Source organism: Lentzea sp. NBRC 105346, from assembly GCF_030269605.1.
Taxonomy (GTDB): Bacteria; Actinomycetota; Actinomycetes; order Mycobacteriales; family Pseudonocardiaceae; genus Lentzea.
Window position 1 is genome coordinate 810855 of the sequence record NZ_BSTQ01000001.1, and the last position, 15005, is coordinate 825859.

At 71.2% G+C, this 15005-nt stretch carries 7 protein-coding genes; 3 read left to right on the forward strand and 4 right to left on the reverse strand.

The genetic code is table 11. The features are described from left to right. Positions 1–10 precede the first annotated feature (10 nt). A complete protein-coding gene (locus QSK35_RS03075) occupies positions 11–5734 on the reverse strand; it encodes a type I polyketide synthase (RefSeq protein ID WP_285741982.1) in 5724 nt (1907 codons plus the stop codon). A gap of 5 nt (positions 5735–5739) precedes the next feature. After that, positions 5740–9234, reverse strand: coding sequence for a non-ribosomal peptide synthetase (locus QSK35_RS03080; protein ID WP_285741984.1), 3495 nt, complete (start codon positions 9232–9234; stop codon positions 5740–5742). A gap of 142 nt (positions 9235–9376) precedes the next feature. Between QSK35_RS03080 and QSK35_RS03085 the strand changes: the two genes are divergently transcribed. From QSK35_RS03085 to QSK35_RS03095, 3 genes are read left to right on the forward strand one after another with little or no spacing between them, the layout of a single operon-like run. Continuing rightward, positions 9377–11026 (forward strand): (2,3-dihydroxybenzoyl)adenylate synthase, encoded by a 1650-nt coding sequence (locus tag QSK35_RS03085; RefSeq protein ID WP_285741986.1) that lies wholly within the window; start codon positions 9377–9379, stop codon positions 11024–11026. Then, positions 11023–12240 (forward strand): cytochrome P450 family protein, encoded by a 1218-nt coding sequence (locus tag QSK35_RS03090; RefSeq protein WP_352243116.1) that lies wholly within the window; start codon positions 11023–11025, stop codon positions 12238–12240. The genes QSK35_RS03085 and QSK35_RS03090 overlap by 4 nt, the downstream gene beginning before the upstream one ends. Before the next feature lie 2 nt (positions 12241–12242). Beyond that, positions 12243–12797, forward strand: coding sequence for an LOG family protein (locus QSK35_RS03095; protein WP_285741988.1), 555 nt, complete (start codon positions 12243–12245; stop codon positions 12795–12797). A gap of 471 nt (positions 12798–13268) precedes the next feature. Here the strand turns inward: QSK35_RS03095 and QSK35_RS03100 are convergent, their stop codons facing one another. Beyond that, entirely contained in the window at positions 13269–13982 is a 714-nt protein-coding gene (locus tag QSK35_RS03100) for a S1 family peptidase (protein ID WP_285741990.1), read from the reverse strand. Between the two features lie 263 nt (positions 13983–14245). Continuing rightward, a complete protein-coding gene (locus QSK35_RS03105; protein ID WP_285741992.1) occupies positions 14246–14644 on the reverse strand; it encodes an SSI family serine proteinase inhibitor in 399 nt (132 codons plus the stop codon). Positions 14645–15005 lie beyond the last annotated feature (361 nt).

Below are 15005 nucleotides of genomic sequence, written 5' to 3' on the forward strand. Positions count from 1 at the left end.
TGAACGTCCTTCAGCGGTCGAGCAGTTGGAAGAGCTCGTCATCGGTCGCGGTGTCGAGATCGATGTCGTCGCCGGGCGCGAACCGGGCCAGCAGTGACCGCAGCAACGCGGTGACCTTGGGCCGGTGTTCCGCGTCGGCGGCGATCGAGGACAGCACGGACTCGACCCGATCGAGTTCTGTGTGGACGGTCGGGCCGGTACCACCGAGGTGGGCGGCGAGCGCGGCGGGGGTGGGGTGGTCGAAGATCACGGTGGCGGGCAGGCGGACGCCGGTCACGGCGGCGAGCCGGTTGCGCAGCTCGACGGCGCTGAGCGAATCGAACCCGAGGTCGGTGAACGACCGGGCCGGGTCGACTGCGCCGACCGGCTGACCGAGGAAGCCCGCGATCTCGGCGAGCACCAGCTCACGGATCGGCAGCCGCACCACCGGTCGCGTTCGCGGCGCGGGTACGTCCGCGGTCAGCCTGGCGGGCACGACGAGCGGCGCGCCCGTCCGCAGTGCCGCGTCGAACAGGGCGAGGCCCTGCGAGGCGGACATTGGCCGCACACCGCCGCGCGCGATCCGGGCGAGGTCGCCGTCGCCGAGCCGCCCGCCCATGCCGGACTCCCAGAGTCCCCAGGCGAGCGAGGTCGCCGGCAGGCCGCGCGCGGCGCGCCGGCAGGCGAGGCCGTCCAGGAAGGCGTTGGCCGCGGCGTAGCTCGCCTGACCGGCGGCACCGAGCACCCCTGAAGCCGACGAGAACAGGACGAACGCGGCCAGGTCGAGGTCCGCGGTGAGCTCGTCGAGGATGCGGGCACCCTCCACCTTGGGCCGCAGCACCGCGTCGAGGCGTTGCGGGGTCAGCGACTCCACGACAGCGTCGTCGAGCACACCGGCGGCGTGCACCACGGCGGTCAGCGGACGGTCGAGCCCGGCCAGCAGCTCGGCCATCGCGTCGCGGTCGGCCACGTCACAGGCGACGACCCGCGCGCCGGGCACGTCGGATGCACCACCACCGCGGCTGGTCAGCACGAGGTGGCGAACCCCGTGCCGTTCCACGAGGTGGCGTGCCACCAGGCCGCCGAGTGCCCCCGTGCCTCCGGTGATCAACACCGTGCCCTCGGGATCGAAAGGCCGGGGAATCGTGAGCACGATCTTGCCGATGTGCCGGGCCTGGCTCATGTACCGGAACGCCTCCGGCGCCCGGCGGACGTCCCACGCCGTCACGGGCAACGGCGACAGCACACCGCGCTCGAACAGGTCCACGATCCCGGCCAGCATCCGCCCGATCAGCTCCGGCCCGGCGTCACCGAGGTCGAACGCCCGATAGTCCACATCGGACAGCTCGCGGATGTCGGTCTTGCCCATCTCCAGGAACCGGCCGCCCGGCGCGAGCAACCCCAATGACGCGTCCACGAACTCGCCCGTCAGGGAGTTCAGCACCACGTCCACTTCGCCGAACACGTCCGCGAACTCCGTCGTCCGCGAGCTCGCGACGTGATCGGCGTCCACGGCATGCCACTTCTCCGGACTCGCGGTCGCGAACACCTCCGCACCCCAATGCCGGGCGAGCCGGCCGGCCGCCATGCCGACCCCGCCGGCGCCCGCGTGGATCAGGACCCGCTCACCGGCGGCCAGCTTTCCGAGTTCCCGCAGCGCGTACCAGGCGGTCGCGAACACCAGCGGCGTCGCGGCCGCCGTGGCGAACGACCAGCCGGCGGGAATCCGGACCGCCATCCGCGCGTCCGTCACCGCGATCGGACCGAACGCGCCGTCGAACAGCCCCATCACCCGGTCGCCCACCGCCAGGCCGGTCACCTCGGACCCGGCCTCCAGCACCACTCCCGCGCCCTCACCGCCGATCCGGGCGGCGCCGGGGTACATCCCGAGTGCGATCAGGACGTCGCGGAAGTTCATGCCCGCGGCCCGCATCGCGACCCGGATCTGCCCCGGTTCCAACGGCTCGAGCACCTCCGGGCACGCGGCGAGCCGCAGCCCGTCCGCGGTGCCGGAGCCGGTGACGTCCAGCCGCCACGGGCCTTCGGGCGGCGTCAGTGCCTCGTGCGGACCGGCCTGGACCAGCCGGGGCGCGAACAGCTCGCCGCCGCGCACCGCCACCTGCGGCTCCCCGGCGGCCACGGCGTCGCTCAGGCTGCCGGAACCGTCGGAGTCCACCAAGACGAACCGATCCGGGTGCTCCGACTGCACGGACCGCAGGAGTCCCCACACCGCCGACTGCCGAGGGTCGGTGACATGGTCACCGGCACGCACGGCCACCGCACCGCGCGTCACCACGACCACGAGCGAGTCTCCGGCCAGGTGCGACCGCACGGCGGCGAGCACCTGGTGGAGCGACTCCGCCTCCACCGCAACGAAATCAGGTACGTCCTTCGTGGCCCCGGCGACCGGCTGCCAGTCCACTCGGAACAGTGCGTCCGGCTGGTCGTCCCGCAATGGTCGCAGCGCCAGGGAATCGACGTTGGCCACCGCGGCCCCGCGATGGTCGGTCACGCACAGCGAGATCGCATCCGGACCGGCCGGAGTGATCGCGACGCGCAACGCGGTCGCCCCGGTGGCGTACCACCGGACGCCACTCCACACGAACGGCACCTTCGTCGTGGTGGTGCCCAGCGCACTCGCGTGCAGCGCCGAGTCGAGCAGGGCGGGGTGCAGGGCGAACCCCGAGCCGCGGACCGGCAGGTCCACCTCGGCGAAGATCTCCGCTCCACGCCGCCACACCGCTCGAAGTCCCCGGAACGCCGGGCCGTAGTCATAACCCGCCGCGGCCAGGCTGTCGTACGCGCCGTCCGTGGAGACCGAGGTGGCACCCGCGGGCGGCCACTCGGTGAACGCCGGCGGCTCGGCGGCACCACCACCGGCCAGGGTCCCGTTGGCGTGCAACGTCCACGGGGCGTCCGCCGATCGCGAGTAGATCTCCACAGTGTGCTGGCCGCTGTCGTCCACCGCCCTGACGACAACTCGGACGTCGACCGCTTCGGACAGCGCGAGCGGCGTCCGCAGCGTCAGCTCCTCGACGACCTCGCCGCCGGCCTGACGACCGGCGTGCACCGCCATCTCGACGAACGCCGTCCCCGGCAGCGTGACCGTCCCGGCCACCACGTGGTCGGTCAGCCACGGATGCGTGGCCGGCGACAGGCGGCCACGCAGCAGGACGCCGTCCGGGAGCGCGATCACCTCGTCCAGCAAGGGGTGCGCCGGCGCGGCACCGCCGATCGCCGCCCGGACCGTCGCCGCGGACCGGGCGGCCGGCTGGTCCTTGCGCAGCATCGCGAGGCACGTCCCGGAGACGTGTTCGCGCGCCAGCGCGGTCAGCACGCCGTCGGGACCCAGCTCGACGAACGTCCCCGCCCCCAGCGCCGCCAGCCGCCCGACCGCGTCGGCGAACCGCACGGTCCGCCGGACGTTGTCGACCCAGTACTCGGGTGAGCACAACCGTGCGGCCGAAGCCACGTCGCCGGTCACGGTGGAGACGATCGGAATGGCGGGCGGACGGAACGTCAGCTCCGCCGCGACCGCGCGGAACTCCGCGAGCATGCCGTCCATCAACGGTGAGTGGAACGCGTGGCTCACCCGCAACCGCTTCGTCTCCCGGAACCGCGCGGCCACCGCGAGCACCCCGGCCTCGGCACCGGACAACACCACGGAGTCCGGGCCGTTGACCGCGGCCACCGCGACACCTTCCGGCAGCAGTGGCAGCACTTCGCTCTCGGTCGCGCGCACCGCGATCATCGCGCCGCCCGCGGGCAACGCCTGCATCAACCGGCCGCGCGCCGCGACGAGCCGGCAGGCCTGGGGCAGCGACAGCATTCCGCTGACGTGGGCGGCGGTCAGCTCGCCGATCGAGTGGCCGAGCAGGAACCGGGGCTGAGCCCCCCAGTGCTGGAGCAGCCGGAACTGAGCGACACCGACGGCGAACAACGCGGCCTGCGTGTAGAGCGTCTGGTCCAGCACCTCGTCGTCGATCACCTCGCGCAGCGGACGCGGCAGGTGCTGATCGAGCTCCGCGCAGACCTCGTCGAACGCCTGCGCGTACACCGGGAACTCGGCCGCCAGTTCACGTCCCATCCCGGCACGCTGCGCGCCCTGGCCGGTGAACAGCACCGCGAGCTTTCCCTCGTCGCCGACGCGCAGGTACTGCCGGTACAACGGATGCGTCGGCAACGGGATCCGGCGGCCGCGCGGGACGGGCCCGGACGGCGCCGCGCCGTTGGCCGGTGCACGCAGGGCGGCGGCGACCTCGTGCGCGCCGGAGCCGATCACCGTGTGCCGGAACGGGAAGTCACGCCGACCGGCCCGCAGCGTGTACGCGACATCGGCGAGCGCGGGGGCGTTCTCGGCGACCAGGTGGTCCGCGAGGCGATTCGCCAGTTCCCGCAACGCCTCCGCCGTCTTAGCGCTGACGGTCACCACCTGCGGCGAGCGGTCCGGTTCGCCGGGTGCCACCGGGGCCGCCTCCTCCACGACCACGTGTGCGTTGGTGCCGCCGAACCCGAACGAGCTCACCCCGGCCCGCCGCGGCGTGTCGCCGTCCGGCCAGGCACGAAGATCGGTGCTGATGTAGAACGGACCGCTGCCGAGGTCGATCTCCGGGTGCGCCCGCGTGAAGTGCGGGTGCGGCGGAATCTCCCGGTGCCGCAGCATGAGCACCGTCTTGATCAGCCCGGCCACCCCCGCCGCCGCGGCCAGATGACCGATGTTGGCCTTGATGGAGCCCAGCGCGCAGTACCCGGTGCGCCCGCCCGGCCCGAAGGCCTCCCGCAGCGCGGTGAACTCGATCGGGTCGCCCAGCGCGGTCGCCGACCCGTGCGCCTCCAGGTAGCCGATGCTCTGTGCGTCGGCTTCGGCGACGGCCAGCGCCTCGCCGATCACCTCGCGCTGGCCCGCCATGCTGGGCGCGGTGTAGGCGAGCTTGCCGTCCGCGCCGTCGTTGTTCACGGCGCTGCCCCGGATCACCGCGAGCACCTCGTCGCCGTCCTCGACCGCCTCGGCCAGGCGTTTGAGCGCGACGATGCCGACACCGTCGGTGAACGAGGTGCCCGCCGCGGCGGCGTCGAACGAGCGGCAGCGCCCGTCCGGCGAGAGCATCAGCCCGTCCTGGTGCAGGTATCCCGGCCGCGGTCCGATGTAGACGGACACCCCGCCCGCCATGGCGATGTCGCACTCGCCGGTGAGCAGGCTCTGCACCGCCAGGTGCACGGCGACCAGCGACGTCGAGCACGCCGTCTGCACGCTCAGGCTCGGCCCGGTCAGGCCGAGCTTGTAGGACACCCTGGTGGCCAGGTAGTCCTTGTCGTTGGTGACCAGCAGTTCGGTGCCCTCGAACGACAGCAGGTCGCAGTGGCGGGCGATGACGTTGGGCAGATAGGTGTTCATGCCCGCCCCGGCGAACACGCCGATCGACGGTCCGCCGCCCGCGTAGCCGATGGCCTCCAGCAGTTCCCACGCGACCTCGAGGAACAGCCGCTGCTGCGGGTCGATCAGCTCGGCCTCGCGGCGGCTGTAGCCGAAGAACTCGTGGTCGAACAGAAAGGCGTCGGGCAGGCTGCCGCGCGCCTTCACGTAGCGCGGATCGCCGAGCAGTGCTCTCGGCACGCCCGCGGCGGCCAGCTGTTCGTCGGTGTACGACGAGATCATGTCGTCGCCGGCCCGCACCCGCCGCCACAGCTCGTCGACGTTCGCGGCGCCGGGGAACCGGCCGTGCATGCCGATGACGGCGATGTCCTGGGAACGCACGCCGACTACCTGGTGCGCCGGCGCAGCTGTGCAGTCGCCGCCTTGCGCATGGCCGCGCGGTCGCGACCGGCGCCACCGGCGGGTTCGGGACCATCGGTGTCGAGCCGCTGGGCGATGCTGGCCACCGTCGGGTGCCGGAGCAGCTCGGACGGGGCCACGCCGGCTCCGCCGGGCAGGTCCTTGAGCAGGCGGTGGACCTGGAGCAGCAGCATGGAGTTGCCGCCGATCTCGAAGAAGTTGTCCGACGCGCCGATCTCGTCGCGCATCAGCACCCGGCCCCAGATCTCCGCCACCGTGCGCTCGGTGCCGGTGAGTCCGGGCAGTGCGACGGGCCGGGTGTCCCGGCGCGCGCGGACCAGCTCGGCCAGCGCCCGGCGGTCGACCTTGCGGTTCATGTTCAGCGGCAGCTCGTCGAGGAACACGAACGACGCGGGCACCATGTACGGCGGCAACCGGCGCTGAAGCGACGACCGCAGCTCCGCGACGCTCGGCGGATCGGCCGCGTCGGGCACGACGCACGCGGTCAGCCGCCGGTCATCGGCCCGGTCGCCCTCGACCACCACGGCGGACCAGAAGACCTTCGGCTCCTGTTCCAGCGCGGCCTCGACCTCTTCCAGCTCCACCCGGAAGCCGTTGATCTTCACCTGGTTGTCGGCGCGGCCGAGGATCTCCAGCAGGCCGTCAGCGTTGACCCTCGCCAGGTCGCCGGTCCGGTACATCCGACCGGATGCGAAAGGGTTGGGCAGGTAGCGCTCGGCGGTAAGCGACGGGCGGTTCAGGTAGCCCCTGGCCACGCCGATCCCGCCGATGTAGAGCTCACCGGTGACCTGCGGCGGCACCGGTTGCCGGTGCGCGTCCAGCACGTAGAGCAGGGTGTTCGACAGCGCCGATCCGACCGGCACGCCACCGCCGGTGCAGTCCTCGGGCCGCACCCGGTGGACGGTCGCGAACATGGTGATCTCGGTGGGGCCGTAGACGTTCCACAACGTTCCGCACCAGCCCAGCGAGTCCAGCGCGAGCTCGGGCAGCAGCACCTCGCCGCAGGCGAAGGTGTGCCGCAGCACCAGCCCGCCGACGCCGTCGGCGCGCACCTGCGCCGCCAGGCCGTGCAGCGCCGACGGCGTCTGGTTCAGGTGCGTCACTCGTTCCTCGACCAGCAGCCTGCGGAACGCGTCGGGGGCGCGTTCCGCACCCGAGGGCACCACGACCAGGCAGGCGCCCGAGTGCAGCGCGCCCCACAGTTCCCACACCGATACGTCGAAGGCGGTGGAGGCGAACAGGGTCCACACCGCGTCCGGATCCGGCTCGACGTGCTCGGCCATCGCGTCCAGCAGGGTCAGCACGGTGCCGTGCGCGACTTCGACTCCCTTGGGCACCCCCGTCGACCCGGAGGTGTAGATCGTGTAGATCAGGTCGTCCCGGCCGGGCCGCCCCGCGGGCAGCTCGCCCTCGGCGGGCAGCCCGTCGCCCATCCGTACAACGTCCACATCGGACACCCGATCGGCCAGTGCCTCCTTGGTGAGCACGATCCGCGCCGCGCAGTCGGCCAGCATTGTGCGCAGCCGTGCCGGTGGGTGCTGCACGTCGAGTGGAACGTAGGACGCGTTTGCCTTGAGCACGGCCAGGATCGCGACCGGCGTCTCCAGCGACGGCTCCAGCAGCACGGCGACCCGGTCGCCCGGCCGGACACCCCGGCGCACCAGCTCGGCCGCCCACCGGCCGGCCCGCCGGTCGAGCTCCCGGTAGGTCAGCTCGGTGCCGCGGAACCGCACCGCGACCCGGCCGGCGTGCCCGGCAAGGGCCCGCTCGAACCGGTGCAGCACGCTGTCCGGCCGGTCGTCGACCCGCTGGCGCAAAGATTGCGCACCCGCCGAGTCGATCATGGTCAGCCTGGCCACGCTGCGATCCGGGTCCGCCACGATCGACCGCAGCAGCGTGAGGTAGTGGTCGACGGCCCGCCGCGCGGCCTCGTCGGAGAACACCGACCGGCGGTACTTGAGGACGCCGTGCAGCCGGTCACCGTCCTCGACCACCTCGATGAGCAGATCGTGCTGCCCCTCCTGCTGGTGCAGCGGGAACGGGGTCAGCCGCAGCCCGCCCCAGGACACCGGCTCCGCGGTCTCGTCGCCCACGTACAGGGAGATCCACTCCGGGAACCGCCGCGGCCGGTGGTACACGAACATGGACTGGAAGATCGGGTTCACGCCCGGCACCCTGGGCGGCGCCAGCTCCCGGACCAGCAGTTCGAACGGGTAGTCCTGATGCTCCAGCGCCTCAGCGACCGACCGCCGCGTCTGCCGCAGCTGGGCGCGGAACGCGGGCTCGTCGCGGAGGCCGGCGCGGAGCACCACCGGGTCCGCGAAGTAGCCGACGGTCTCGTCGAAGACCGGATCGGTGCGCCCGGCGACCGGCGTGCCGACCAGGACGTCGTCCTGCCCGGTGTACCGGTGGATCAGCACCTGGAACGCGGTCACCAGCACCATGTACGGCGTGGCCTGCTCGGCGGACGCGAGTGCGCGCAGTCCTTCGGCGAGCTCGGGTTCAATGCGGAACGACACCGACGAGGCGCCCCGCTGATCGGGACAGCCGAACGCGGGCCACTCGGTCACCGGGAGCGGTCCGGCCAGCCGCTCGTGCCAGTGCTCCCGCGCCCGGCAGGCCCGGTCGCTGTCGAGGTACCGGCGCCGGCGGTGCACGAACTCGTCGTAGGAGGCCTTCTCGCGGGTGGCGGGTTCCTCGCCGAGGTACAGCGCGGACAGCTCCTCCAGCAGCTGGCTCAGCGACGAGAAGTCACAGATCAGGTGGTGCGTCGTCAGCAGCACCACGCACTCGTCCCCGTCCAGGCCGAACACGCTCACCCGCAGCATCGGTCCCGAGTCGAGGGCGAACGGCCGTTCGTAGTCGGCACGTACGGCTTCACGCAGCCGCTCGTCGGACCAGCCGGTCGCGTCGATGACCGTGAACTCGGGAGACAGCTCGGCGTGCACCGTCCGGGTCGCGTGGTGAAACGTGGTGCGCAGTGCCGGATGCCTCGCCACGAGGTCGCGGATCGCTCGGCGAAACCTTTCAGCGACGAAACCGTGACGAATTCGGGCGGTGAAGGCGACATTGAACGCGGAGCTCTCCGGCGCCATCTGGCACAACAGCCACAATGCATGTTGTCCGTGCGACAGCAAGCTTCCCGTCTCATTTGACGCGATACTCGACGCCTGCACTGTAACGAAATTCTCCGCAATTGCGTTTTCAAGCACCCGGATGCTGCCGTTGTCGAGCATCTCCGGTATCGCCAGGTCGACCCCGAGCTCGGCACGCACGCGGCCGGCGATCTCGACGAGCAGGATCGAGTCGAGTCCCAGGTCGGTGAGCGGCAGATCGCGCTCGTCGGCTGTCGGAACGCCACCCAGCCAGCCGGTCAGCACCTCGTCGAGGTAGTTCGCCACGAGCGCACGCCGTCGTTCCGGGGTGGCCGTTTTCCACTCGCTGCGAAACACATCGAGCACGCTTTTCCGCCTTACGCATCCGGGTGACCAGTTGAGACGTGAGGCCGCCGTCAACGCTGGGGACCGTATGCCCGGCAATCTCACCGCACAACAGCATCGACTTAGGCGTTCACCCACATTTTTGCGTGCTACTTTCCGCCGCATGGCATTTCCCAGCGCCGCTGAATCTGTTCCCGCCGAACGTGCCGCGCGCTACCGGGAAGAGGGCTGGTGGCTGCCGGAACGGATCGGCGATCTGGTACTGCGTGACGCGCCCGGCCGGGCGGACCGGTGCGCGGCCGTGTCCGGCGACCGCAGCCTCACCTACGGCGAACTGGCGGCGGCCGTCGACCGGGTCACGGCGCACCTGCGCAGGATCGGCATCGCGACCGGCGACCGGGTGCTCGTGCAGCTGCCCAACGACCTCGAGTTCCTCGTCCTCGTGCTGGCCCTGATCCGGCTGGGCGCGCCCCCGGTGGTGGCGATGCCCGCGTTGCGGCAGCACGAGCTGGACCACGTGATCACCGTGACGCGGCCCGTCGCGTTCGCCGTGCCTCGGTACTCGGACAAGTTCGACCACCTGGGGATGGCCGAGGACCTGAGCCGCCGGCACCCCTGCGTCCGCACGCTGCTGGTGGCGGGCCACGACCGGGACGATCACGTCGACATCGGCGAGCTGTGCTGGGGGCCCGGCGACGGCGCCCACGACGTGGCCGGCATCGATCCCAGGCACACCGCGCTGTACCTGCTGTCCAGCGGAACCACCGGGCCGCCCAAGGCGATCCCCCGCACGCACGAGGCGTTCGGCCACGTCATCCGCACGTCCGCCGAGATATCCGCGCTGGCGCCGGACACCGTGTACCTGGCGCTGATGCCCGCGTCGCACAGCTTCGTGTTCGGCCACCCCGGCATGCTCGGCACCCTCGCGTGCGGCGGCACCGTCGTGTTCGCGACGCCGGGCGACCCGCGCGACGCACTGGAACTCGTTGCGAGAGAACGGGTTTCGCACTGCGCACTGGTGCCGGCGCTGGTGTCCCAATGGCTCTCGGCGGCCGAAGAGTCCACTTGCGATCTGTCGAGCCTGCGGGTGCTCCAGGTCGGCGGCGCCCGCCTGGACGCGAGCACCGCCCAGCGCATCCACGACGTGCTGGGGTGCCGCGTGCAGCAGGTGTACGGCATGAGCGAGGGTCTGCTCAACTTCACCCGGCTCGACGACCCGGACGAGGTGGTGCTCGACTCGCAGGGCCGGCCGTCCTCCCCCGGCGACGAGGTGCTCGTGCTCGACGACGAGGACCGCCCGGTGGCGCCCGGCGGGGTGGGCGAGCTCGTCACCAGGGGGCCGAGCGTCATCGCGGGCTACTACGCGGATCCGGAGACCAACGCGCGCGCGTTCACCCCGGACGGCTACTACCGCACCGGCGACCTCGTGCGCCGGCTGCCCTCGGGCGACTACGTGGTGTGCGGCCGGATCAAGGACGTGATCAACCGCGGTGGCGAGAAGATCGCGGCCGACGAACTGGAGGCGCTGCTGCTGGCACACCCGTCGGTACGTCAGGTGGCGGCGGTCGCGATGCCGCACCAGCTCTACGGCGAGGCCGTGTGCCTGTACGTGGTTCCGGCCGGCGACGACCGGCCGCGGCTCCCCGAGCTGCGGCGCTTTCTCGGCGGGCGCGGGCTGGCCGCGTTCAAGCTGCCCGCGCGCGTGGAGTTCGTCGACGCGCTGCCGATGAAGGGCGTCGGAAAGATCGACAAGGTCGCGTTGCGCCGGCGGATCGCCGACCGGGTCGCGGCCGAGCAACCGACCCGAGCGTGAGGCCGAACATGCCGGATGCCAGCATCGTCCTGGACCACGAGTTCCTGCAGGATCCGCACCGTCTCTACACCAAGTTGCGCGAGGAGGCGCCCGCGCATCGGGTCGTCTCGCCGGACGGGCTGAGCGCGTGGCTGGTGACCGACTACGAGCACGCCGCCGCGCTGCTCAACGATCCGCGGCTGCGCAAGGACGCACAGGGAGCGGCACCCCTGTTCGTGCGGCACCTGCGCGACCCCGAGCGCGCGATCGGTCAGGACATCAACACCAACCTGCTGACCTCCGATCCGCCCGACCACACGCGGCTGCGCCGGCTGGTCAACAAGGCGTTCACCCCCCGCACTGTCGAACGACTGCGGCCGCGGATCGAACAGATCGCCGACGAACTGCTGGACGCCATCCCCGACGGCACCACCGTCGACCTGATCGAGGCGCTGGCGTATCCCTTGCCCACCACCATGATCTGCGAGCTGCTCGGTGTGCCCGCCGAGGACCGCACGCGGTTCGGCGCGTGGACGTCGGCGATGCTCGCCTCGGAAGCCGACGCCCAGCAGGTGCGCGACGCGGGCGTCAACATGGGCGGCTATCTGGCCCAGCTGGTCGCGGACAAGCGCGTCCACCCCGGTGACGACGTGATCACCGCCCTGGTCCGGGCCAGGGACGACGAGGACCGGCTCAACGAGGTCGAGCTGACGTCGATGGCGTTCAACCTGCTGGTCGCCGGACTCGAGACGACGGTCAACCTGATCGGCAACAGCGCCTTCGCGCTGCTGGCGAACCCCGCCGCGCTCGCGGCGCTGCGCGCGGACCCGGCACAGCTGCCCGCGGCGGTCGAGGAGTTCCTGCGCTACGAGCCGCCGCTGTACGTCAGCACCCTGCGGTACACTGCGGAACCCGTGGCGGTCGGCGAGGTCACCATTCCCGAGGGCGAGTTCGTCCTCGTGTCGCTGTCCGCCGCGTGCCGCGATCCACGCCGGTTCCCCGACCCCGACTCGCTGGACTTCGGCCGCGGCACCACCGGTCATCTGGCGTTCGGGTACGGAATCCACTACTGCATCGGCGCGCCGCTCGCACGGATGGAGACCGAAGTCCTGTTCCGCAAGCTGATCGAACGCTTCTCCGTCTGGTCCCCGGCCGTCCCGCTCACCGAGCTGCGCTGGCGGCACAGCTGGATCATCCGCGGGCTCGAGCGGCTGCCCGTGCGGTTCGGGAGGTGACCATGGGCTACTCGGTCGGTGTCTTCTGCGGCTCCTCTCCCGACATCGCCCCGCACTATCTCCGGCTGGCCGCCGGGGTCGGCACCGCGATCGCCGAACGGCGCTGGACCCTGGTCTCCGGCGGCGAACACGTCTCCATGATGGGCGCGGTCGCGGTGGCCGCCCGCGCCGGCGGCGGGCGCACAGTGGGTGTCGTGTCGCGCAACCTGCTGCACAAGGCCGATCGCGACGCCGACGAGCTGGTGATCACCGAGTCCATGTCCGCGCGGAAGGCGGAGCTGCTGGCCCGGTCCGACGCGCTCCTGGTGCTGCCGGGCGGGGTCGGCACCTGCGACGAGTTCTTCGAGGTGTGGACGGCCCGCATGGTCGGCCTGCACGCGAAACCGATCGTGGTGCTCGACGTCGACGGGTTCTACACCGGACTGCTGGCGTGGCTGGGCGACGCCCATGATCACGGTTTCGTCCGATCTTCGTCGCTCGCGGCGGTGACCAGCGCGCGGACCGTGGCGCAGGCCCTCGACGCCTGCGCGGGCGCCCCGTCCTCGCACGCTGCGTGACACGCCAGAACGGCGCGACGTTCACCAGTGGCTCGTGCCCGCCGGCTGCAGGGCCGGCTCCACGGCCGCGGGAGACGTGGTCCGATGGGTGCGGATGCCCGGCGCGATGACGTCGGGACCGAGGTTAGCCCCATGGAAACGGCCTGCCGCGCAACGCGTTCAGGACAGGCCGTTCCCATACCGGCCGCGGACGCGCCGGGCGCGCGGCTCCCCGATCGTCGCCTCGAAGGTCCTATGTGGACAGATTTCGGCGAGTACTGCTCTCTCGGGGCGTTCCTCCATCCGGGTGCTGTCCGTTTCGCGATGGACGAAATGGGGCACAGTGGAGGCCGTGCTCGATTCGACCAAGTGGCGCAGCCTCGTTCGCGAATACTCGGTGCTGGACCACGACGAATCAACCACTTCGTGCCTCAGTCCGTGAAGCAAATGCGGATGCCCGGCTGTACAGGAGCAGCCGGGCATCCGCGCGGATCAGGGCAGTGTCCCCACCTGCTGGCTGATCCAGGTCCGGACGCTGGTCAGGTCGACGTAGATGGACGGCCCGGCGCCACAGGCGGAGGTGGTGCCGCGGCTGTCGCTGCCGATCTGCCGCCACACGCCGTTGACCTTGGTGATCTGCGGCCCGCCCGAGTCGCCGTAGCAGTCACCGCCCTTGTTCGGGTTGTTGGTGCAGATCTCGGTGGCGGACCGGATGCCCCGGCACTTGCTGTCGGCCAGGATCGACGTGTCGAACTCGTGGTTGGCCACCGGAGCGCTGCCGCAGCCGCGAGTCGGACAGGTCACTCCCCAGCCGAGCAGCCGGGTCGCGGTGCCCGGCGGGCCGGACTGGACTGGAATCGCGATCGGCTGGTGCGTCACCGAGTCGGCGAGCTGCAACAGCTTGACGTCCTCGGTGGGGTGGCTGACGCCGCGGGTGACCTTCACGACGGTACCGCCTTTGGTCCGGTCGTTGCTGCCGACCCGGACCGAGGAGGGCGTCGAACAGTGTTTGGCGGTGAGCGCCCAGTTCGCCTTGATCAGCGAACCGGTGCAACCGCCGGTGTAGACCATGAAGGTGTAGTTCTCGGTTGCCGGACGCCCGCCGACGATGAACGGGGTGGGTGTATCCGAAGCGGTGGCGGCCGGTGCCGACACCACACCGGCCGCCGCGACCGTCAGGCCGATCAGCAGAGAGCGTAATTTCATTCGTAACTCCGTTGCGCCGCAGAACTTTCAGTCCGCGGCGGCGGCAGCAACAAACGCTATTGGCTGGTCGGTCTCCGGTCTGCCTCCGTTTGCCGGAACCGGGACCGGCGCCGGTCTCGTTTGGGCAGTGGACTCGCCTGGGCAGGGACGCCTCCACCGTCCGGTGCGAGACGCTCCCGCCCCTGATCGAGGGCCTCGGCCGGCGCACCTACCTCCCGCCGCGCTGGGTGCACGACCTGGCGATCATGCGCGCCGAGCCCCCGCTAGAAGGTGAACACCGATCCTGTCTCACTGCGCAGCACACACGAGTTCGGGAACGTTTCCACGTACTCGACGGTCTGGCCACGCCACGTGCCGATCGCGCTCACCGTGACCGGTGAGTACTCGAAGGTGCAGTACGTCGAGCCCAGGTCACCGGGCAGCTTGGTGAAATCACCGCCGGCCGCCGTGATCTCGTCGCACGCCACGGACGCACGCGGGTGGTCGCCACCGGCCGGGCCGCACCGCAGCTCCGTCACGTTGTTCGTGCCGTTCTCCTGCTGGTGCACCGCCAAGAGCAGGTCGGCCGGCTCCGCGGCCCCTGCGATCCCAGGCGAAGCCAGCGGAACGGCCAGCCCGGTCGCGGCGAGCATGGACATCACAAGGATTCGCTTTCTGGTCATGCCTCCGGGGTAACCGCGATCGCCGCCCGGAACACGACCTGTCACCAAGATTTCGAACTTCGGGGCGGCTTGGAATCCTTGGTGCACAAGGGTTTCCGGTTCGACGCCGGGCGGACTTCACTGGTCCGCCCAGTACTCTCCGGACACCGTGGACACTCCGGCCCATCGCCACGGCGGACCCGAAGGCCACCTTCATCGAGAGCAACACCTCCACCAGGAACACCACGTGGGTGGATCTGTCGTAGGCCCACAGGCCGAGGCCGGTGCCGGAGACCGTGTCCTTGATCCGGCGGTCGGTGGCGCCGAGGACGATCGCGTGCCCGGCGGGTGCGGCCCCGGCGGGTACAGCCAGTCGAGAGGA

Bases quoted from the DNA above. Each gene is read 5' to 3' on its own strand.
- QSK35_RS03085 (WP_285741986.1), top strand. From the start codon at position 9,377: ATGGCATTTCCCAGCGCCGCTGAATCTGTTCCCGCCGAACGTGCCGCG.
- QSK35_RS03105 (WP_285741992.1), bottom strand. From the start codon at position 14,644: ATGACCAGAAAGCGAATCCTTGTGATGTCCATGCTCGCCGCGACCGGG.
- QSK35_RS03100 (WP_285741990.1), bottom strand. From the start codon at position 13,982: ATGAAATTACGCTCTCTGCTGATCGGCCTGACGGTCGCGGCGGCCGGT.
- QSK35_RS03095 (WP_285741988.1), top strand. From the start codon at position 12,243: ATGGGCTACTCGGTCGGTGTCTTCTGCGGCTCCTCTCCCGACATCGCC.